Source organism: Myxococcus sp. AS-1-15 (assembly GCF_020037055.1).
Lineage (GTDB): Bacteria > Myxococcota > Myxococcia > Myxococcales > Myxococcaceae > Myxococcus > Myxococcus fulvus.
This window is the reverse complement of the sequence record NZ_JAIQDF010000020.1, coordinates 187,951-210,726: the sequence shown is the minus strand read 5'-3', so window position 1 is coordinate 210,726 and position 22,776 is coordinate 187,951. Positions and strand designations below refer to the sequence as shown.

Sequence of the window (22,776 nt, the reverse complement as noted above, 5' to 3'; positions counted from 1 at the left end):
ACCCCTCCTTCATCGGCTCCATCAGCTCCGAGTGGAACGCGTGCGTCGTCTTCAACACTCGGCACTCCTTCCCCCTCGCCTTCAGCCTCCCCTCCACCTCCTCCACCTCCTTCACTCGCCCCGCCAGCACCACCTCCCCGGGCCCATTCACCGCCGCAATCAGCCTCCCTCCTCCTTCCCCCTTCACCTCCTCCTCGCTCGCCAGCACCGCCACCATCTTCCCTTCACCCTCCAACCCCTCCATCAACCTCCCTCTCTCCATCACCAGCTTCAGCCCCTCCTCCAGGCTGAACACCCCCGCCACGCACGCAGCCACGTACTCACCCAGGCTGTGCCCCATCACCGCCGCCGGCTTCACTCCCCACTCCCTCCACACCTCCGACAGCGCGTACTCCACGCTGAACAGCGCCGCCTGCGACACGCTGCTCCTCTCCAGCAGCGCCCCCTTCCCTCCGTACAACACCTCCACCAGCGACTCCCCCAACTCCCCCTTCACCACCTCCTCGCACCGCTTCATCACCCCGCGAAACGTCTCGCTCGTCTCGTACAGCTCCCTCCCCATCCCCTCGTGCTGCACTCCCTGCCCCGTGAAGAGCAGCACCACCTCCTCCGCCTTCCTCGCCTGTCCCTCCGCTCCCTTCTCCACCCCGCCACCACTCGCGTACCTCGCCAGCTCCTCCCTCAGCTCCTCTCCCGTCCTCCCCACCACCGCCACCCGGTGCGCGAAGCGTCCTCGCCCCGTGTTCGCCGTGAAGCACGCGTCCCCCACCTCTTCTCCCAGCCCCTTCGCGTACCGGCCCGCCAACTCCCTCAGCGCCTTCTCGCTCCTCGCTGACAGCGCCAGCACGTGCCTCGGCCTCTCCGCCACACCCTTCCTCTCCACCTCCGGCGCCTCTTCCAGCACCACGTGCGCGTTCGTCCCGCCGATGCCGAACGAGCTCACTCCGGCACGGCGCGGCGTCGAGGCGGCGCGCCACTCCGAGAGCCGCGTGTTCACGAAGAAGGGGCTGTGCGCGAAGTCGAGCTGCGGGTGAGGCGCCTTGAAGTTCAGGCTGGGAGGAAGGCGACGGTGCTGCAGCGACAGCACCGTCTTGATGAGCCCGGCGATGCCCGCCGCGACCTCCAGGTGCCCCACGTTGGTCTTCACCGAGCCGATGGGACAGACGCCCACCGCGTCGGCGTCGGCACCGAAGGCCTGCTGGAGCGCGGCGAACTCGATCTGGTCGCCCAGCGGCGTGCCCGTCCCGTGCGTCTCGATGTAGCCGATGCTGCGGGGGCTCACACCCGCGGCTGTCAGCGCGGAGGAGATGACCGCGGCCTGCCCCTCCTGGCTCGGCGCCGTGTAGCCAATCTTCACCGAGCCGTCGTTGTTGACCGCCGAGCCGCGGATGACGGCGCGGATGCAATCGCCGTCCGCCAGCGCGTCGGCCAGGCGCTTGAGCACCACCACACCCGCGCCGCTCCCGAAGAGGGTGCCCTGGGCGTCCGCGTCGAACGCACGGCAGTGACCATCCGGGGACAGGATGCCGCCCTGCTCGTAGAGATAGCCGGAGCGCTGCGGCAACCGCACGGCCACGCCACCGGCGAGCGCCATGTCGCACTCGCGGTTGCGCAGCGCCTGGCTCGCCAGGTGGACGGCCACCAGCGACGAGGAGCACGCCGTCTGGACGCTGATGCTCGGCCCCTTCAGGCCGAGCCGATACGAGACATGCGTCGCCAGGTAGTCCTTGTCGTTTCCAATCAGCGTCTGCAGGTCTCGAACCGCGCCCTCTCGCCCCACCGACGAGCCGAGGTGGAACAGGAGGTAGTTGCTGATGATGGAGCCGGCATAGACGCCCACCAGCGACTGGAGGCGCTTCGGGTCATAGCCCGCGTCCTCGATGGCCTCCCACACACACTCCATGAAGATGCGGTGCTGAGGGTCCGTGAGCCGGGCCTGCTTCGGCATCAACCCGAAGTGCTCGGCGTCGAAGAGCTCCACGTCGTCGAGCACCGCGCCGGCCCGGACGTAGCGAGGGTCCTCCAGGTGAGAGGGCTCCAGCACCGAGCCGCGCAGCTCCTCCTCCGTGAAGAACGAGACCGACTCGACCCCGTCACACAGGTTCCGCCAGAACTCCGCCAGGTTCCTCGCGCCGGGGAACCGGCCCGACATCCCGACGATGGCGATGGCCGACTCCAGCGCGGGGTCCGGACGCGCGCTCGGCACGGGCACGGCCTTCGGACGCGGCGCCTCACGGACAGGCTCGCGTCGCGCCTCGGTGCCCCGCGTCGACACGTACTCCGCCAGCGCGCTGACGGTGGTGAACCGGAACATCTGCGCGATGGGCAGGTCCACGTGGAGCCGCTCTCGCAGCCGCCGGTGGACCTGGACGATCTGCACCGACGTGCCCCCCAGGTCGAAGAAGTTGCGGTGGATGTCCACCTCGTCCAGGTGGAGCACCTCCTGGAGGATGGTGGCCAGGGAGCGCTCCACCTCCGTGCGCGGCGCACGGGACGCGGGCAGCGCCACCTGCGCGCTGTCGCTCGGCTCACGCAGGGCGTCGCGGTCCACCTTGCCGTTGGACGTCAGCGGCAGCGCGTCCATCAGCACGAAGGACGTGGGGACCATGTAGTCCGGGAGCCGGGCGACCAGGTGACGCCGCAGCTCCTCGGGGAGCGAGGTCGCCGGGGCCGAGCGCGTCGCGGGCGTGGCCTTCTTCACCGAGGCGCCGACGCCCCCGACCAGGAAGCTGTGCAGGAGGACATGCCCCGCGTCCAGCGCGAGCTGCTGGCGCAGCGGCTCGAAGTCCAGGCCACCAATCGGACACAGGCCCAGCTCGCCTCCCACCGCCGAGCCCATCAGGAGCTGGGCGATGTAGCCCGCCTCGAGCAGACAGAAGTCCCGCGCGAGGTCTCCGTACAGCGGCTGGATGGCGTCGAGCTGCCCGACGAGGAACACGGACAACGCCGCGTCGTCGAAGGTGGCCCGGTTTCCCGGCGCGTGCTGGGCGCGGCTCATGACCACGTCCGGCGAGAGCAGCACCAACGCGTGCTGCTTCGGATGGTAGTAGTACGTCCCGCCCGCGAGCCCCTGGACCCGCCCGGCCTTGACGTGCAGGTAGACCTGCACCGGATAGAGCCCTCCCGCCGACGCGTAGCGGTACTTGGGGAGCAGCGAGTCCTCGAGCTGGACCTGCATCAGGCAGCTCAACAACTCGGCGAGCTGTCCGACGGAGACGGGGCTCGAGCGGAAGGACTTGTGACTGCGCCGGTCGACGACGGCCTGGAGCCGCGCGGCGTCGAGGACCGGCTTCGCGAGCGCGATGGACTCACGGGCGCCGACATCCGTCCGCAGCCCAGGCCCCTTCAGCTTGAACTCGAGGCGCGCGATGGGGTCGGAGATGACGCCCAGTCGAGGCTCCGGCTCATGCGCCTCGTCCAGCGTCGCGTCCGAGGGCTCCTTCTCGAGGACGTGGGTCGGAATCGTGGCGTCCGGGACGACATAGGCCACCAGACGCCTCGGCCCCCCCGGCTTGCCGAGCGCCTTGACCACGGCCCCTCTCACGGCCGGGTGGGTATCGAGCGCGGCCTCGATTTCGCCCAGCTCGATGCGGTGCCCCTGGATCTTGACCTGGAAGTCCTCGCGGCCGAGGAACTCGATGTTCCCGTCCGGCAGGAAGCGCCCCAAGTCACCGGTGGCGTAGAGGCGCTCACCGGTTCGCGGGTGGACGATGAAGCGGGCGGCGGTGCGCTCCGCGTCGCCGTAGTAGCCCAGCGCCAGTCCCACCCCGCCGATGTAGAGCTGCCCCGCCACCCACTCGGGGCAGGGCTCGAGCGCGTCGTCCAGCACGTGGAAGCGCTGGTTCACCATCGGGTGGCCGTAGGGGATGCTCCGCCACGCGCGATCGACCTCGCCAATCCGATACAGGATGGACCAGATGGACGCCTCCGTCGCGCCGCCCAGGCTCACCAGCTCGATGCCCGCGCGCTGGCTCCGGATGCGCTCGGGCAACGTGACGGGAATCCAGTCACCGCTCATCATCACCAGGCGCAGCGAGTCCGGCAGGCGCTGCCCCGCGCCCTCGACGAACTCGATGAGCATCTCCATCAGCGCCGGAACCGAGTTCCACACCGTCACCCGGCCCTGGGTGAGGACCGACAGCCAGTGGCTCGGGTCGCGCAGCGTGCCGGGCGCCGGCATCACGATGGCCGCCCCCGCCGCGAGCGTCCCGAAGACGTCGTAGACCGAGAGGTCGAAGCTGAGCGACGAGAGCGCGAATACCCGGTCCTCGGGCCCCACCCCGAAGCGCGCGTTGATGTCGACCAGGGTGTTCACCGCGCCCTGGTGGTCGATCATCACCCCCTTGGGCCGCCCCGTCGAACCCGAGGTGTAGATGACATACGCGAGGCCATTGCCTTGCACGGCGGGAGGCTCCGCGTCCCCGACATCGAGCGCGCCGTCCAGGTCCACCGCGAGCCGCCGGGGCCCCTCGGGCCAGGTGAGCGACGCGTCGAGGTGCGCCTGCGTGAGCACGAGGTCGACGCGCGCGTCCCGCAACAGCTCGTGGAGCCGCTCGGTGGGCAGGCTCGGGTCCAACGGCAGATAGGCCGCGCCCGCGCGCAGGATGGCGAGCGCGGAGAGCACCTGCTCCGGGCCCTTCTCCGCGACGATGGCCACCAGGCGCTCCGGCCGCGCGCCCCGGGCGACGAGCCACGACGCGAGCCGCGCCGAGCGCCGCTCCAGCGCTCCGTAGGTGAGCACCTTGTCGCCCGCGATGAGGGCGGGTGCCTGGGGCCGCGTGGCCGCCTGACGCAGGAAGAGCGTCTCCATCCGCTCCGACGGGACGGGCCGCCCCGTGGCGTTGTAGGCCTCCCGTCGCGCGAGCTGCTCGGCCGGGAGCGGCTGCCGCGCGGGGGCCTCCCAGGCGGACGGGTCCTCGACCAGCCGGCGCAGGAGCCGGACATAGGCCCCGAAGAGCGCGTCCATCAACCCCTGGGGGAACTGCGCGTCGACGGAGTCCCAGCTGAAGTACAGCGCGTCGTTGAGCTCGAAGACCTGGTGGTCCAGCCACACCTGCGGCGTCTGGCTGACGACCTCCACGATTCGCACGCCCTCGCCCATCCGCAGCGAGCGCCCCGTCTCCGACAGCAGGCTCGTGAACACGAAGGGCATGCCCATCCCCGTGTCCAGACGGCCGAGCCGGGCCGCCTCGCGCAGGACCTGCACGCTCGACACGATGGAGTGCTCCAGGTCGTCGAAGAGCTGCCCCTGCAGTCGCCGGGCGCGCTGGGCGAAGGACTCGGGCTGGGAGCCGTCCACCTCCAGCAGGATGCCCGAGGTGAAGTCGCCGACGATGCGCTCCACGTCCTCGAGCAACGGCAGCCGGTTGAAGAGCGTCAGGTTGAGCGTCAGCCGCTGGCCGCGGCCGTGGGCGCGCAGCACCTCGCCATAGGCCGCGGCCAGCGCCATGGACGCCGTCACCCCCGCCGCGGCGGCGCGCTCGCGGAAGGTCTTCCACGCGGCGGGCTCCAGGCCGCCCTTGCGACGGGAGAAGCGACGAGGCCCCCGGGTGCCCGGGTCGGCGGCGAGCGGCAGCTCGGGCGGACCGGGCAGCGTCGCCAGCCGGCCGCGCCAGTACTCGAGCGCGCGCTGATAGGCCTGGGCCCCCTGCTCGCGGCGTCGCGCGGCGGCGGCGAAGTACTCGCGGAAGGTGTGCTTCAGCGGCGCGAGCGGCGCCTCCAGGTCCTGGTACAGCACCACGCACTGCTCGATGAGCAGCTGCACGCTGAAGGCGTCCGCCACGAGCAGGTCCAGGCTGATGTGCACGTGGACCTGTCCCCCCGGGAGCTGGGAGGCGCGGACCTCGAAGAGCGGGAAGCGGTCGGCCGGCAGCACCTGATGGGAGAGCTCCGCGCGAATCGCCGCGAGGTGCGCGTCGACGCTCCCGGCCGAGGCCGCGCGGAGGTCGTACGTCGTGACGCGGAACGGCGGCACGGAGGCCAGGACCACCTGCTCGCCCGTGGGCAGCACCACCATGCGCAGCATGTCGTGGTGCGCGATGAGCCGCTGGAGCACCCGCTCGAGGCGGGCGGGGTCCAGCGCGTCGAACGCGAGCTCCAGGTAGCTGTGCGCCGCGACGCCGCCCGCGTCGAACGCGTCCTGCCGCCCCACCCAGTAGGCGTTCTGGATGTCGGTGAGGGGGAACGGCGAGAAGCGCGCGTCCTCCGGTGGTGGGACGACCGCGGCCTGGACCTCCGCCACGCGGGAGGTGGCGCTCAGGTGCTCCACGAGCTGGTGCTTGCGCTCACGCAGCGCCGCGCGCACCTCGTCCGTGACGTGGCCCGGAGGCGCGCGGAACCGCAGCGCCTCGCCCTCCACCCACAGCTCGATGCCCTGCCGCTGAAGCTCGACGATGAACTCGGCCGTCTTCACAACGCCCCCTCTTCCCAAGCGATGGCGCCGCCCACCAGGCTGTGCAGGTACACGTGCGGCTCCTCCAACCGGAACGCGGCGCGGAGGTCGTCGAAGCGCAGCTCCCCCACCTGGCAGAGCCCCAGCTGCTGCTCCGCGGCGCGCAGCTCCAGCAGCTGCGAGATGAGCCCCGCCTCGAGCAGCGCGAAGTCCCGCCACTTCTCGCCGTAGAGCGGCGCGATGGCGCGCCTGTCACACACCAGGAAGAGCGAGAACGCGGAGCTGGCGAACATGGACCGGTTGGTGGGCGCGTGGAGGCTGGCGTCGAGCGCGTCCACCGCCGAGAGCCGCACCAGCGCGTGGCGCGCCGGCTCGTGGTAGTACGCGCCCGCCTCGAGCCCCCGAACCCGTCCAGCGCTCACGTGGAGGTACAGCTGGACGCCGTACGCGCTCCCCGCCGAGCCGTACTGGTACTTGAAGCGCCCTCCGACCTCGAGCGAGCGCAGACACGACAGCAGGCGACCCAGCGCCTGGGCCTCCACGGGCTCGGACGAGAAGGTCCGGTGGCTGGAGCGCTCCAGATGACGGCGCCGCGCCTCGCCCTCGGAGAGCCCGGCCATCGGGACCACGGGCGTCCCCGTGTCGAAGGTGCGGACGCCGTGGCGCGCGCGCTTCCAGGCCTCGCGTTGCTCGGGGTCCAGCAGCAACCCCTCCTCCACCTTCGCGCTCGCGGGTGGGGCCTCCGCCGGCGGGTGCCGGGTGTAGTAGGCGACGATGTCCGCGGTGTTCCGCAGCGTGAGGAACTCCGACATCCGGGGCCGGCTCCCGAAGGCCTGCTCCAACATCGTCGCGAGCTTGATGAGCTCCACCGACGTGGCGCCGAGCTGGAGCAACGACGCCTCCGGCTCGACGCTGGGGCGCTTGAGGACCTCGGCGACGAGGCGGGTGATTCGCGTGAAGACCTCCCCGCCCCGCGCCTCCAGGGGCAGTGAGCCGTGGACGGGCTCCTCCACCGGCGTGGGCAGGGCCTTGCGGTCGACCTTGCCGTTCGCCGATTGCGGCAGCGCCCGCAGCCGCATGAAGACGCCCGGCACCATGTAGTGCGGCAGCGTCCTGCCCAGGAACTCCCGCAGCGCGTCGTCCGTGGGCGCGGGCTGCCCCTCCATGGGGACGACGTAGCCCACCAGCTTGCGCTGCGTGCGCTCCCCGGGCGCGGCGACGACGGCCTCGCGGATGGCGGGATGGCGGCAGAGCGCGGCCTCGATTTCGCCCAGCTCGATGCGGTGACCGGCGACCTTGACCTGGAAGTCCTTGCGGCCCAGGAACTCGATGTATCCACCGGGCAGGAAGCGGCCCAGGTCGCCCGTGCGGTAGAGGCGCTCGCCGGTGCCTGGGTGCGTGAAGAAGCGCGCGCGCGACAGCTCCTCGTCGCCGAAGTAGCCCCGGGCCAGGCCGGCGCCTCCGATGAAGAGGTCGCCCGGCACGTGCTCCGGCCGCGGCGCCAGCGCCTCGTCGAGCACATGGAAGCGCTGGTTCAGCATCGGCCGGCCGTAGGGGATGCTGCGCGCCCCGGGCTCGACCTGGGTGATGGGGTGCAGGATGGACCAGACCGCGCCCTCGGTCGCCCCGCCCAGGCTGATGACCTGGATGTCGCGGGACAAGCGGCGGATGCGGTCCGGCAGCGTGACGGGAATCCAGTCACCGCTCATCAACACCAGGCGCAGGGACTCCGGGAGGCGCTCACCGCGCGTCTCCACCAGGTCCACCAGCATCTCCATCAGCGTCGGGACGGAGTTCCACACCGTCACGCGCGCCTCGCGCAGCCACCGCAGCCAGCTCGCGGGCTCCCATGTCGCGTCGGGCTCGGGCAGCACGAGCGTCGCGCCCGCCGCCAGGCTCCCGAAGATGTCGTAGACCGACAGGTCGAAGCCCAGCGACGACAGGCCGAAGACCCGGTCCTCCGGGCCGACCCCGAAGCGGGTGTTGATGTCCTGGAGCGTGTTCGCCGCGGCGCGGTGCTCGACCATCACCCCCTTGGGGCGCCCCGTCGAACCCGAGGTGTAGATGCAATACGCCAGGTCCGCCGGCGAACGTGCCGGCGCGTGCGGCGGCTCCCCGGTCGCGCTGTCCGGGATGCACACCACCCGGACGCCCTCCGGCCACGCGAACCGCTCCGCCAGCCCCGGCTCCGTCACCACGACCTGCACCCTCCCCTCCTGAAGGAGGAGCCGGCGGCGCTCGTCCGGCAGCGCGGGGTCGATGGGGAGATAGGCCGCCCCGGCCAGTGGGATGGCCGTCACCGCGACCACCTGCCTCCAGCCCTTCTCCAGGATGACCGCGACCAATCCATCGGGCCGCGCATCCAGCTCGACCAGTCGGGTCGCCAGCGCGCCCGCGTGTCCACGGAGCTCCGCGTAGCTCAGCGTCCGCTCCGCGCTCACCACCGCGGCGTGCGAGGGGGCGCGTCGTGCCTGGGCCAGGAAGAGCGCCTCCAGGCGCGCCTCGGGGATGGGCGACGCGGTGGCGTTGAACGCCTCACGGCGCGCGGCCTGCGCGGCCGGCAGTCGCACCGGGGAGCGCGCCGCCCAGACGGCGTCCTCCTCCGCGAGCCGACCGAGCAGGGACTCGTAGGCCGCGAAGGCGTCCTCGAGCATGCCCGCGGGGAAGAGCCCCTCCGGGCTGTCCCAGGAGTAGCGCAGCGCCCCGTCCTCCTCCCGGACCTGGTGGTCGAGCCACACCTGCGGCGTCTGGGTGATGCCGTGGACCGTCTCGCCCAGCCACCCGAAGGGAGAGCCCGCGCCCGCGCCACCGGGCCTGTGTCCCAGCAGGCTCGTGAAGACGATGGGCATGAGTGCTCCCGCGGCACCTTCGCGCCGCCTCGCGCGCTCGCGCATCACCCGCATGCCGCTGAAGAGCAGGTGCTCGAGGTCCCGGGCCAGCTGCTCGCGGAGCTGGACCGCGCGCTGGGTGAACGACGTGCCGCGCCCGTCGACCTCGAGCAGCACGTTCGTCGTGAAGTCACCGACCACCTGGTCGATGGCCGGGTGGATGGGCAGGCGCCTGAAGAGCGTGAGGTTGAGGCAGAAGCGGGCGCTCTCGCTCCATGCGGCGAGCACCTCCGCGAACGCGGCGCAGACCACGCCGGAGCGGGTCAGCCCGGCTTGCGCGGACCGCTCCTTCAGCCGCTCCCATCGCCTCGCGTCCAGGCTCCCGCCCAGCCGCCGGAACGCGGGGCGCACCAGCTGCTCGGGAGGCGTGGCCAGGGGCAGCACCGGGGCTTCCGGCAGGTCATCCAGGCGCGCGCGCCAGTAGGCCTCGGCGCTCCGGTAGGCCGTCGTATCGCGGGCGGCGAGCTCCGCGAGCACGTGCTCCCGGAAGGACACCGGGACCGGCTCCAGCACCTTCTCCGGCGTCACGTACAGCTCGCGCCACTCCTCGAGGAGCGCGAGCACGGCGGCGGCGTCCATCGTGATGGCGTCGATGTCCAGGTGGATGCGCGTGCGGTTCCCATCGAGCAGCGTCGCGCGCAGCTCGAAGGTGGGCCACTGCCCCAGCGGCACGGAGCGGTTGGAGAGCTCCTGGCGAATCCCGGCGAGCTTCGCCTCGACGACGTCCCGCGCCTGTCCACGCAGGTCCAGCACGGGCATGGAGAAGGACGGCACCTGCTCCAGCACGCGCTGCTCCCCCGACGGGAGCACCACGGCGCGCAGCATGGCGTGCCGCTCGATGAGGCGCCGCCACGCGCGCGACAGCCGCTCCACGTCCAGCGCCTGGCCGTCGAGCTCGTGGTACAGGTGGCAGGAGATGCCGCCGACGCCGAAGTCGGTGCCGCGTCCGACCAGATAGGCCTCCTGGATTTCGGTCAGCGGGAAGGGCGCGTGCTCCTGCTCGGAGCGGAGGGCCTCGCCCTGGCGTCGGAGCAGCTCGAGCACCTCCGCCTTCCGGGCGGCGATGTGCTGCTGCAGCTCGGGCGTGATGACGTTGCGCGCGGCGCGGACCCGGAGGTGCTCGCCGTCGACCTTGAGCTCCACACCCAGGCGCGTCAGCTCGGCAATCAGTTCGGTGGCATTCAAAATTGGAACTCCTCCATCGGGTCATCCAGGGCCGCCTCCGGCGGAGGCGGCACGGCGTCGAGGCTCTCGAGGACGAGCGCCACGAGGTCGTCGAAGCTCAGGCCGCTCAACAGCTTCACGGCCGGCACCGAGACCCCCAGCGCCAGCTCCAGCCGCGCCTTGAGCTTCATGCCCATCAGCGAGTCGAAGCCGAAGCGGACCAGCGGCAGGCGGCCGTCGGCCAGGTCACCAGGGAGGGCCAGCATCGAGACCACCTCGCGCCGCAGCGAGCCGTCGACACGCGCCCGACGCTCCTCGGGGGTCATCCGGGCCAGCTCGTGGAGCGCGGGAAGACCCTCGGCCACCGCCGTGCCCGGGGCCCGGGGCCGCGCGCGGAGGAGGAAGTCGGTCAGGAGCGAGGCGTGGTCCGCCGAGGGATAGACCTGTCCCCACTTCGCCCAGTCGATGCGGGCGATGCCCACGTGCGTCTCGGTCGTTCCTCGCAGGAGCCTGCCGAGGATGGCCACGCCCTCGTCCGGCGCGAGGCTCTCCAGACCCAGGGCCTCCAGCCGGGCGCCCCGGTCGGCGCGCGCCGCGGCGAGTCCGACCTCCGCCCAGGGGCCCCACGCCAGCGAGCACGCGGGCAGTCCACGCGCCCGCCGCTCGGCGGCCAGCGCATCCAGGAAGGCGTTCGCGGCGCTGTAGTTCGCCTGCCCCACCCCGCCGAGCAGCGCGGCGATGGAGGAGAACATCACGAAGAAGTCGAGCGGGTCCGCTCGCGTCTGCTGGTCCAGGTGGAGCGCCCCCGCGACCTTCGGCCGCAGGACCCGCTCGATGCGCTCGCGCTCCTGGCTCGCCAGCAACGCATCGTCGAGCAGCCCCGCCGCGTGGATGACACCCCGAAGCGGAGGCATGTCCGCGCGCAGCTCCGAGAGCGCACGCGCGAGGGACTCCCGCTCGCCCACGTCCGCCGCGAGCACACGCACCGAGACGCCCTCCGCCGCGAGGGCCTGGAGCACGACGCGGGCCTCCTCGGAAGGCGCGTTGCGCCCCAGGAGCGCCAGGTGCCGCGCGCCCTCCTTCGCGAGCCACCGCGCGCACCGCAGCCCCAGCCCGCCCAGGCCCCCCGTGATGAGGTACGTCGCGTCCGCGACGACCGGCACGGGGCCGGGCTCCGGGATGACCTCCAGGGACTGGAGTCGCTGGGCGAGCCGCGCGCCGTCCCGCCACGCGACGCGGTCCTCGCCATCCAGGAGCCGCAGCTCCGTGCACAGCGAATGCACCGTGTCCGCGGCCGGCGCGGGGTCCAGGTCCACGAGCGTGCAGCGGACTTCCGGGTGCTCGTGGCGCAGCGTGGCCCCGAGCCCCCAGAGCGGCGCCTGGGCCAGCGAGAGCGCGTGCCGCGCGTCCGTCGACTGAGCGCCCCGCGTGACGAGCCACAGCCGGGGGGGCACCGGGCGCTTCAGCTGCGTCAGGGCCTGGAGGACCCGCACCGCGCCGACCAGGACCTCGGTGGTGACCCGCGCCTCGCTCCCGGGCTCCAGGGCGCCGACATCGAGCGCCGCCAGGTACATCACCCCGCGACAGGGGCCCGCGCCGAGCGCCGCTTCCAATCGGCCCAGCAGCGACGCCTCCGACTCCGTCGATTCAGGGGCCGCCATCACCTGGCACGGCGAGCCCTCCGCCCCCAGCCGGTCCGCCACCGCGGCGCAGACACCGCCACGGTCCGACAGGAGCAGCCAGGGTCCCGTCTCCCGCGTCGGAGCCGTGACGGGAGGCGCCGGTCGCCACCGGACCTGGAACAAGTCCTGGCCGGGCGCACGCACGCGCTCCCTCGTGAAGGCCTCGCGGGGGGCGCGCCGGACGACGAGCCCCTCCACCCACGCGACCGTCACCCCGTCCTCACCGAAGAGGCGGAAGTCGGCGCTCAGCGTCTCACCATCCTGGCCGCTCCCGGGCCGCGGCATGACGTGCGCCCAGAGCGTGCCGCGAGGCGGCGACAGGAAGACCACGCCTTCGATGCCCACGGGAATCAGGGGCACGCCGTCATCGCGCACGACGCCCGGGACGCCGCGCAGGACATGGAAGAGGGAGTCGATCAACCCGGGGTGCAACGGTGTCGCCGGCTGCCGGTCCTCGGGCTCCGGCGCGCGCATGCGTCCCAACGCCTCCCGCTCCCCCTGCCACAACTGCTCGACCCAGCGGAAGCGCCGCCCGAGCGAGATCCCCTCGGCATCCATCGTCTCGTAGACCCGCGGCACCTCGAGGGGGGTCGGACATCGCGCGCGCAGCTGCTCCAGCGACACCGCCGCGTCGACTCGCGGCGCGCCGGAGCGCAGCACCTTGCCCTCCGCGTGGAGCACCCAGTCGCCCCCGGCCTCCTGACTCTGGATGCGGAAGGAGGCGCGTCCCAACTGCTCCGCCCCCACCACCACCGAGACGGGACGCACGAGCCCCGCCTCCACCACGAGCGCGCGCGGGAAGACGATGTCGGCCAGACGAATCGGCGCGGTGCCCTGGAGCGACTGGAGCGCGGAGAGCACCATCGAGACATGCCCGGCCCCCGCGACCACCACCGCGCCGTGGAGCAGGTGCTCGCCGAGCAACGGCATCCGCTCCACCGACAGCTCCACCTCGAACAGCGTCTCCACCAGCGGAGAGCGCACGCGGCGCCCGTGCAGGGGCAGCACATCCTGCGTGGAGGCGGGCCTCGAGGCGGCGGGAGCCGGGCTCGCGACCCAGTAGCGCTCCTTGCGCCAGGGATAGGACGGCAGCGGCACCAACGCCCCGCCCTCGGGGAAGAGCCGCTCCCAGGCTGGCGAGACGCCCGCGACGAACAGGCCGCCCAGCAGCGCGCGCAGGGTGTGGCGCTCGGCCTCTCCCCGTCGCAGCGCGGACACCACCGTCGCGCTCCGGCCCGCCTGCTGGAAGCACTGCTGCACCGGACGCGACAGGACCGCGTTGGGTCCAATCTCGACGAAGAGCGAATGGCCTTCGCTCGCGAGCGCGGAGATGGCGGGGGCGAAGCGCACGGGCTGCCGGAGGTTGCGGGCCCAGTAGTCGCGGTCGAAGTCCCGCCCCTCCGCGCGCAGGCCGGTGACCGAGGAGAAGATGGGGAGCGCCTCGGGCCGTGGGCCCAGTCCCTCCAGCGCCTGTCGCAGGGCCTCCAGGTGGGGCTCCACCGCGTGGCTGTGCGAGGCGTAGTCCAGGCCGAGCCGACGACAGGAGACGCCGCGCGCCGCCAGCGCGCCGAGCACCTCCTCCATCGCTCCCGCGTCACCGGACAGGAGCACCGACGTCGGACTGTTGAGCGCGGCGATGGACAGCCGCGTGCCATGCGCCGCGATGGCCTCGGCGGCCTCCGCCTCGGAGAGCTCCACCGCGCTCATCGCGCCACTCCCCGCGATGGCCGCGAGGATGCGGCTGCGCTCGAGGGTGATGCGCATCGCGTCCTCGACCGAGAGGACCCCGGCCGCGTGGGCCGCCGCCACCTCTCCGATGCTGGACCCCAGGACCGCGTCGGGCTCCAGCCCCCAGGAGCGCAGGAGCGCCACGAGCGCCGCCTGGAGCGCGAAGTGCGCGGGCTGGGAGATGTGGGCCAGCTCGAAGCGGGGCTGCTCGCGTCGCAGCTCCTCGATGACGGACCAGCCCGCGAGCTTCATCAGCACGGCGTCCACGGACCGCAGGGCCTCGCGGAAGACGGGCTCCTCCTCGAGGAGCGCGCGCCCCGCGCCGGACCACTGCCCTCCCTGTCCGGTGAACAGGAAGACGACCCTGGGGGCCGCGCCGGGGAGGGCATAGCCGGACGTGACGTCCGGGTGCGACAGGCCACGAAGGAAGGCCTCCAGCGCCTCCGCGGCACTGCTTCGGGAACGAGCCACCACGGCGAGCCGATGCTCGTGGTGACTCCGACGACAGCTCGTGGAGTAACAGAGGTCGCGCCACGCCGCGCCGTCGCCTTCGGTCAGCGTCGCGGACAGACGCCCCGCGGCCTCGCGCAGGGACTCCGCCGAGCGGGCCGACAGGACGAGCAATTCGGGACGCTCCACGGACGCCGGGGCCTCTGCCCGAGGCTCACGCTTCGGGGCCTCCTCGAGGACCACGTGGGCATTGGTCCCGCTGAAGCCGAACGAGCTGACCCCGGCGATGCGCCGCGCCCCATCCGGGACCTGCCACGCGCGGTGCTCGGAGATCACCTCGACGGGCAGCTCGGCCCAGGGGATGTGGGGGCTGGGCTCCTTGAAGTGGAGGCTGCGCGGCAGCTCGCCCTGGCGAAGCGCGAGGATGGCCTTGATGAGGCTGGCGATTCCCGCCGCGCCCTCCAGGTGTCCCAGGTTCGTCTTGACCGAGCCGATTCCCAGCGGCGAGGAGGCGGGACGCCCACGCCCGAGGACCGCCGCGAGCGCCTGCACCTCGATGGGGTCACCCAGAGACGTCCCGGTGCCGTGCGCCTCGACGTAGCCGACGTCGCGCGGGGCGACGCCACCCTGGCGCAGGGCGCTCTCGATGACGCGCTCCTGGGCGGGCCTGCTCGGCGCCGTGAGGCCATTCGAGCGGCCATCCTGGTTGACGGCCGTCCCCCGGATGACGGCGAGGACGGGGTCGCCCTCCGCGAGCGCTTCCGACAAGCGCTTGAGGACCACCACGCCCGCGCCCTCTCCTCGCACATAGCCATTGGCGGAGCGGTCGAAGGCCTTGCAGGCGCCGTCCGGGGACAGCGCCTTCAGCTTCGAGAAGTAGACCGTCATGCGCGGCGAGAGCAGCAGGTTCGAGCCGCCCACGAGCGCGACGTCACACTCCCCCTCCCGCAGGCTCTGGCAGGCCAGGTGCGTGGCGACCAGGGACGAGGAGCAGGCGGTGTCGACGGCGAAGGTGGGGCCCTCCAGGCCCAGCGCATACGCGATGCGTCCGGCCGCCACGCTCAGCACGCCACCGGAGCCCGAGTAGGCGTTGATGCCGCGAGCATCGGCGGCGTTGAGTTCCAGCAGCGCGTAGTCGCTCAGGCAGATGCCCAGGAACACCCCGGTGGGGGTCCCCTTGAGCCGCTCCACCGCCATGCCCGCGCGCTCCAGCGCCTCCCAGCTCAGCTCCAGCAACATGCGCTGCTGCGGGTCCATCGACCGGGCCTCCGCGCCGGAGATGCCGAAGAACGAGGCGTCGAACGCGTCGATGTCGTCGATGAAGCCGCCGTGTCGCGAGTACGTCTTGCCGGGGACCTCCGGGTCCGCGTCGTACCAGTCGTCGAGCGCCCAGCGCGAAGCGGGCACCTCGCGCACCGCGTTCACGCCGTCGGCGAGCAGGCGCCAGTAGTCCTCCGGGCTCCGGACCCCACCGGGCAGCCGGCAGGACATTCCCACCACGGCGATGGGCTCCGCGCCGTCCACGGCCGCCCTGCGTGGCTTCACGGCCCGAGGCGCCGGCTCCGAGGCCGCCGCGTCGGCGGAGGGGAGCTCGCGCCCCAGGAAGTCGAGCAGCTGCTCCAAGCTCGGGTGGTCGAACAACAACGTGACGGGGAGGGAGCGACCGAGCGCGGTGGACAAGGCGTTGCGCAGCTGCAACGCCATCAGGGAGTCGAGCCCCAGCTCCTGGAGGGGTCGACGCGGGTCGATGGGCGACGAGGACGACAGCCCGAGGACGTCCGAGGCCTGCGACTGGAGCAGCGCGAGCAGTCGGGCGCGGGCCTCACGAGGCGAGGCCCCCGCGAACACCGTCGAGGGCGGCGCGGAGCGGGTGGGCTCGGCGCGACGAGGCGCGAGGACCTCGAAGAAGGCAGGCAGCCCCTCCCGCACCGCGCGCCCGCCGGCGGCCACGACCACGGTCTGCGTGAGGTCGGCGCCGAGGATGCCCTCCAGCGACGCGAGGGCCGCGGCGGGGGCGAGCATCCCCACTCCGAAACCGGACCAGGACTTGCCGGCGTCGGCGGACAGCCGCGCGGCCATGCCCACTTCGGCCCAGGGGCCCCAGTTGATGCTCGTGGCCGTCAGACCGTTGGCGCGCCGGTGATGGGCCAGGGCGTCGAGGAAGGCATTGGCGGCGGCATAGCTGACCTGTCCCGTGGTCCCGAAGACGGCGCTCACGGAGGAGAACAGGACGAAGAAGTCGAGGCGCGCCTCGAGGGTCTCGTGATGGAGGTTGAGCGCCCCGTGCACCTTGGGCGCGAGGACATCGGCCATCCGCGCCGCGTCCTGGAGTACGAGGAGGCCATCGTCGAGGACACCCGCGGCATGCACCACGCCCCGGAGCGGAGGCATCGCCGCGCGGCACTCCGACAACACCCGCGCGACCTCCTCGCGCGACGACACGTCGGCCTGTCGCACGGTGATGTTCGCGCCAGCGGACCGCAGCGCATCCACGCGTGCCTGCGCGAGCGGCTCCGGCGCACGGCGGCCCATGAGGACCAGGTGACGCGCGCCCCGGTCCACCATCCACCGGGCCACCTCGAGCCCCAGGCCCCCGAGGCCGCCGGTGATGAGGTACGTGGCGTCGGCGGAGAGAGACAGTGGATGGGGCGCACGCGGAAGCCGCGCGCGTGCGAGCCGGGCCACGAGGCGACGACCCGAGCGGAAGGCGACGCGGTCCTCATCCTTCGACGAGGAGAGTTCCTGGGCGAGCAGCGCCGCGTCCTCTCCATGAGAGGACGGGTCCAGGTCGATGCGCACACACCGCAGCTCGGGGTGTTCGAGGGCCACCACGTGGCCCAGGCCCCAGAGCGGCGACTGCTCGACGGCGAGGGCACCCTCCTCCACGCCGGTCGCCTGCGCGCCTCGCGTCACCAGGACCAGACGCGGTGGAATCCCACCGCCATGGGTCGCCAGCAGCTTCACGAGCCCGACCCCACGCTCGACACCGCCGAGTGGCGAGGACGTATCGAGCCCTCGCAGGTCGACGACTCCGACGCGGGCCCGCGTCGATTCGCCGAGCCCGACCCCACGCTCGACACCGCCGAGTGGCGAGGATGTATCGAGCCCTCGCAGGTCGACGACTCCGACGCGGGCCCGCACCGATTCGCCGAGCGCATCGAGACGCTCGAGCAGGCGCCGCTCATCGCCCTTGTCGGAGGACCGCGCCTCCACACGTGCACCAGGGCGACCGTGGTCATCTGAAGCACCCGCGTCGCCGTGAGCACCAGGACGTGCGAGGTCGGAGGAGAGCACCTCCACGCGAGCACCCCGAAGCTCGAGCTGTCGGGCGAGCGCCTCCGCGAAACCGCCGCGGTCCGCGAGGAGGAACCAGGTGACGGGCTCACTCGCGGAGGGCAGCACCGCCACGGGCCGAGGCTGCCACTCCACCTGGAAGTGCAGCGGCGCCGCCCCCGTGTCTCGTCGCAGGACCGTGTCCCGAGGCGCCCGGCGAATCGTCAGGCCGTGGACCTCCGCCACGACGACACCCGCGTCGTCCAGCAACCGCAGGTCCACCGTCGAGGCTTCGTCGACCGCGCCCGTCCCCGAGCGCAGCACGAGATGACAGAACCGAGGACGTTGCGCCCCGTGGAGCACGAACCGGTCGATGCCGATGGGAACGAAGGCCATCCCCTCGATGGACGAGAAGCCCGAGACCGCCCCCAGCACCTGGAAGCACGAGTCGATGAGCCCCGGATGCAGCCGGTAGTCCTCCGCGCCATCCCCCTCGTCCGGAAGACGCAGCCGCCCCAGCGCCTCCCTCTCGCCCCGGGAGACCGCCTCCAGCCAGCGGAACTGTCGCCCCAGCACCAGGCCCTGTCGGTCGATGCCCTCATAGAAACGCTCGATGGATGGGAGCGCCTCGAAGCGGGCCTCGAGCCCGGCGAGCGGCTCGGCCTCGGAGGGCACCTCCCCGCTTCGCTCCAGTCGCCCCGTGGCATGCAGCGTCCAGCGCGGTGACTCCGCGTCATCGCTCGCGAGCCGGGTCGACAGCCGGAAGTCACCCCCGGCCGCGATGGACACCTGGAAGACCCGCTCCTCGGCGTCCTCCATCACGATGGGACTCAGGAACAGCACATCCTGGACGCGACAGCCCTCCGGCCCCCAGAGCCGACGGGCCGCCTCCAGCAGCATGCCGACCATGCTCGCGCCCGCGACCACCACCGTGCCGTAGAGCCGGTGGTCGGCGAGCAGCCGCACGCGGTCCGCTCGAAGGGATGACTCGAAGCGCATCTCGCCGAGGGGCGCCTCCACCGCGCGCCCCAGCAGCGGATGCCCCCTGTCTTGCGCGGCCCCGGGCGCGACGTCGAACCAGTAGCGCTCGCGCTGCCACGCATAGGACGGCAGCGCCACCCGCCGGCCCCCACGAGGGAAGACGCCCTTCCACGCGGGCTCGCGCCCCAACGTGTGGAGCGCGCCCAACGCGGCGAGCATCGTGACGCGAGGGGGCCGGTCACGGCGCGCGGAGAACAGCGCCGACGTCCCCTCCACCCCCGAGGCCTCGAGCGTCCGCGCCAGCGGCTGCGACAGCACCGGATGCGGGGAGACCTCGACGAAGACGCGGCAGCCGTCGGCGAGCATCGCCTGGATGGCCGGCGCGAACAGGACCCGCTGCCGGATGTTCGCGCGCCAGTGGTCCGCGTCGAGCACCGAGGCCAGGACCCGCCCACCCCGGACCGTGGAGTACAGCGGCGTCACCAGCGCCTTGGGCGCGAGCTCCCGCGTGCATTCGTCCAGCTCCGCCAGGTGCGCGTCCATCTGCGCGCTGTGGAACGCGTGGTCGACGTTCAGGAGCCGGACGCGAATCCCCTGCGCCTGGAGGCTGTCCCGCAGCGACTCCAGCGACGCGCGCTCTCCCGAGACGACGATGTCCTCCGGACCGTTGAGCGCGGCGACCGACAGCGCGTCACCGTGAGGCGCGAGCAGCGGCGACAGTCGCTCGAGCGAGGTCGCCACCGTGGCCATGCCTCCGCGTCCGGCCGTCTTCCCCATCAAGCGGCTGCGGCTCACGACCAGGGCCATCGCCTCCTCGAGCGACAGCGCGCCGGCGAGGTGCGCCGCGCTGACCTCTCCGATGCTGTGCCCCACCACCGCGCCCGGACGGATGCCCCACGCCGCCCACAGCGCGGCGAGCGACACCTGGAAGGCGAACAGGAGCGGCTGCTCCACCTCCGTGCGCGGCGGAGCGGCCCCCTCCCGCGCGGCCTCCATCGCCTCGACGAGCGAGGCCCCGGTGCGCGCGCGGAACGCCAGGTCGCAGCGCTCGAACATCTCCCGGAAGCAGGGCTCCTCCTCGAACAGGCGGGTGCTCTCCCCGAGCGGGAAGCCCCCCTGCCCCGAGAACACGAAGCCCACGCGCGGCGCCTCGCCCTGTCGGACCACCCCCTGGGACTGGAAGGCCCGAGGAGGCGCCCCCTGGCCGAACGCCTCGAGCTCCTCCGCCAGCGCCGTCCGCGTCCGGGCCACCAACGTCAACCGGTGCGCATGGTGGTCACGCCAGAGCCCCGCGGTGGCGCAGAGGTCCGCGAGCGAGGGCGTGGGCGCGCCGCGAAGCTGCCCGGCGACACGACGGGCCTGCTCCCGGAGCGCGGGCTCCGTCCTCGCGGAGAGCACGAACAGCTCCGCGGCCCCGTCGGCGGTGGGAGGCACGGGGGCCTCCGGCAACACCCGCTCCCAACGAATCGCGTGGCCCGCCGAGGCGAGCGCGTCGAGCGCGCGATGAAGCCCATCCAGGTCCGACGCTCCGCGCTGCAGCCCCTGCACCACCGTGGCCGTCGCCGCGTGGGCCGCGATGTTCTCCTCCACCGAGCGCGCGTGGATGGGATGCGGGTTGACGTCGAGGAAGACCTCGTGCCCGGAGTCGAGCAGCGTCTTCACCGCGTCGGCGAACCGCACGGGCGCCTGGAAGTTGTCGGTCCAGTACCCGGGTCCCAGCGACACGCCGTCGACGAACGCGCCCGACACCGTCGAGACCATCGGGATGCGCCCCGGCAGCGGCCTCAGCGCCGGACAGCCTCCCAGGAAGAGCGGCGCGAGCGGCGCCACCTGGGGGATGTGCGCGTAGAAGTCGATCTCCACCGTGCGCGCGAAAATCCCCTCCTCCACCAGCCGCGAGGCGAAGTCCTGGAGGGCCGAGGGCTCTCCGCCGATGCCCGTGGACCGGGGGCTGTTCACCGAGGCGATGGCAATCCTCCCCGCCCCGGCGAGGCGCGCCTCCACCTCCGCCGCGGGGAGCCCCACCACGCCCATGCCCGCGCCGCCCGTCACGCTCCGCTGCACCTGGATGTAATGGCGCGCGAGCGCGAAGACCTCCTCCAGCGTGAGGATTCCCGCCACGTGCGCCGCGGCCCACTCGCCCACGCTGTAGCCGATGACGGCGCTCGGCTCGACGCCCCAGTCCCGCCACGTCGCCGCGAGCGAGACCTGGAGCGCGAGGACGACTGGCAACTGCACCTCGCCCCGCTCGAAGCGCGAGCGGTGGCGAGGCGCGAGCAACGCCTCCACGAGCGAGTCGCCCCCGAGCCCCCGGTACACGGCGTCACACGCCTCGAAGCGCGCACGGAAGACGGGCTGCGTCGCGAGCAGCTCCCGCCCCATGCCCCACCACGCCGAGCCGGCGCCCGCGAAGAGGAACGCGACCTTCCTCGGCCCTCCGGGGAGCGGCGGGCGGGCCACGACGGAGGGAGGCGCCACGGCCCGCCGGGGCCCCGGCAGATGCTCCTCGACGACGAGGTGACAGTTGGTGCCCCCGAAGCCGAAGGAGCTGATGCCCGCCAGCGCGGGCTCGTCGTCCCTGGGCCACGCCGTGAGCGCCGTCTGCATGCTCAGGCCCAGCGCATCGAACGGGATGTGCGGGTTCGGCTGCTCGAAGTGCAGGCTCGCCGGGAGCCGCCGCTTCCGGATGGAGAGCGCCACCTTGATGACGCCCGCGACGCCCGCGGCCGCCTCCAGGTGCCCGATGTTGGTCTTCACCGAGCCCACGCGAAGGGGCTGCCCGGAAGCGCGCGCCGCCCCGCCCAGCACGGCGCCCAGGGCCCGGGCCTCTATCGGGTCGCCCAGCGGCGTTCCCGTCCCGTGCAGCTCGACATACTGCACGCGCGCGGGATCCACGCCCGAGGCGCCGTAGGCGGCGCGCAGCAGCTGCTCCTGGGCCTTGGGGCTGGGAGCCGTCAGCCCGTTGCTGGCGCCGTCGTTGTTCACCGCGCCGCCACGGATGACGCAGTAGATGGAGTCCCCATCCGCCAGGGCGCGCGACAGGGGCTTGAGGACGACGACGCCCGCGCCCTCTCCGCGCCCGTAGCCGTTGGCCCGCGCATCGAAGGTCTTGCACCGCCCGTCCGGCGCGAGCGCACCGAAGGCAGAGACGGCCTGGAGCGTGCGGGGAGAGAGATTGAGCTGCACGCCCCCCGCGAGCGCCAGGGTCGACTCGCCCGCGCGCAGGCTGCGACAGGCCTCGAGGATGGCGACCAGCGACGAGGAACAGGCGGTGTCGATGGCCAGACTGGGGCCCTCGAACCCGAACGTATAGGAGACCCTGTTCGCCACGATGCTCCCGGCGTGGCCGGTGCAGGTATGAAGGGAGGCGGAGGCCCCCTGGAGCGTCTGGAGGTCGGCGTAGTCGCGCCAGACCAGCCCCGTGAAGACGCCGGTGCGCGAGCCCCGCAGCGTCCCGGGCGCGATGCCCGCGTCCTCGAGCGCCTCCCACGACAGCTCCAGCATCAAGCGCTGCTGGGGGTCCATCTGCCCCGCCTCCCGGGGCGAGATTCCGAAGAAGCCCGGGTCGAAGCGGTCGACCGTGTCGAGGAACGCCCCAGGTCGCTCCCAGGCTCCGGCAGAGGCCGCCCAGCGCTCCGGGGGCACGTCCGTCACGCAGTCGACGCGCTCCTGGAGGACCCGCCAGAAGCCCTCGGCATCCGGCGCGGAGGGGAAGCGACAGGCCAGCCCGACGATGGCGACAGGCTCCGAGGGCTCCTGGCCGGGCACGTCCCAGCCGGGCTTCGACGCCGCTTCGGGTCCCAGCAGATGGGCCGCCAGCCCCGCGGGTGTCGGATGCTCCCAGATGAGCGTGGGCGACAGCGGCCGCCCCAGCACCCCCGACAGCCGGGAGAGCAACTTGAGCGCGACGAGCGAGTCGACGCCCATCTGGAAGAACGGCGTCGCGAGCCCCACCTCGCTCGCCTCACGCCCCAGCAACGAGGACAGCTCGACCGCGAGCCACGCCCGCAGCCCGTCGACGTCGCCAACCCGCTCTTCCATTCCCTGCCTCACTGGCATCCAGGCGGTCTTCCGTCCACGACCGGAGACACCCTGGACGTCGCAAAAGACATACATGCCCGACCCCAGGCATGCACCCACGCATCCATGTGAATCAGCGATTGACCTGCTACCGATACACCCGGCAACGCATACAACAACCCATAACTCCGCCGCTCGG

At 72.6% G+C, this 22,776-nt stretch carries 3 protein-coding genes; all 3 read right to left on the bottom strand.

All coding sequences use genetic code 11. The annotated features are described in order from the left end of the window. The coding region (locus K8625_RS38560) for an amino acid adenylation domain-containing protein (RefSeq protein WP_370642024.1) at positions 1-6,412 on the bottom strand (6,412 nt) is incomplete at its 3' end. Then, positions 6,409-10,464: a non-ribosomal peptide synthetase gene (locus tag K8625_RS38555; RefSeq protein WP_223785514.1), complete on the bottom strand. Its 4,056-nt coding sequence runs from the start codon at positions 10,462-10,464 to the stop codon at positions 6,409-6,411. The genes K8625_RS38555 and K8625_RS38560, both read right to left, overlap by 4 nt. Then, positions 10,461-22,598 (bottom strand): type I polyketide synthase, encoded by a 12,138-nt coding sequence (locus K8625_RS38550; RefSeq protein WP_223785513.1) that lies wholly within the window; start codon positions 22,596-22,598, stop codon positions 10,461-10,463. Before K8625_RS38550 ends, K8625_RS38555 begins: the two co-directional genes overlap by 4 nt. Positions 22,599-22,776 lie beyond the last annotated feature (178 nt).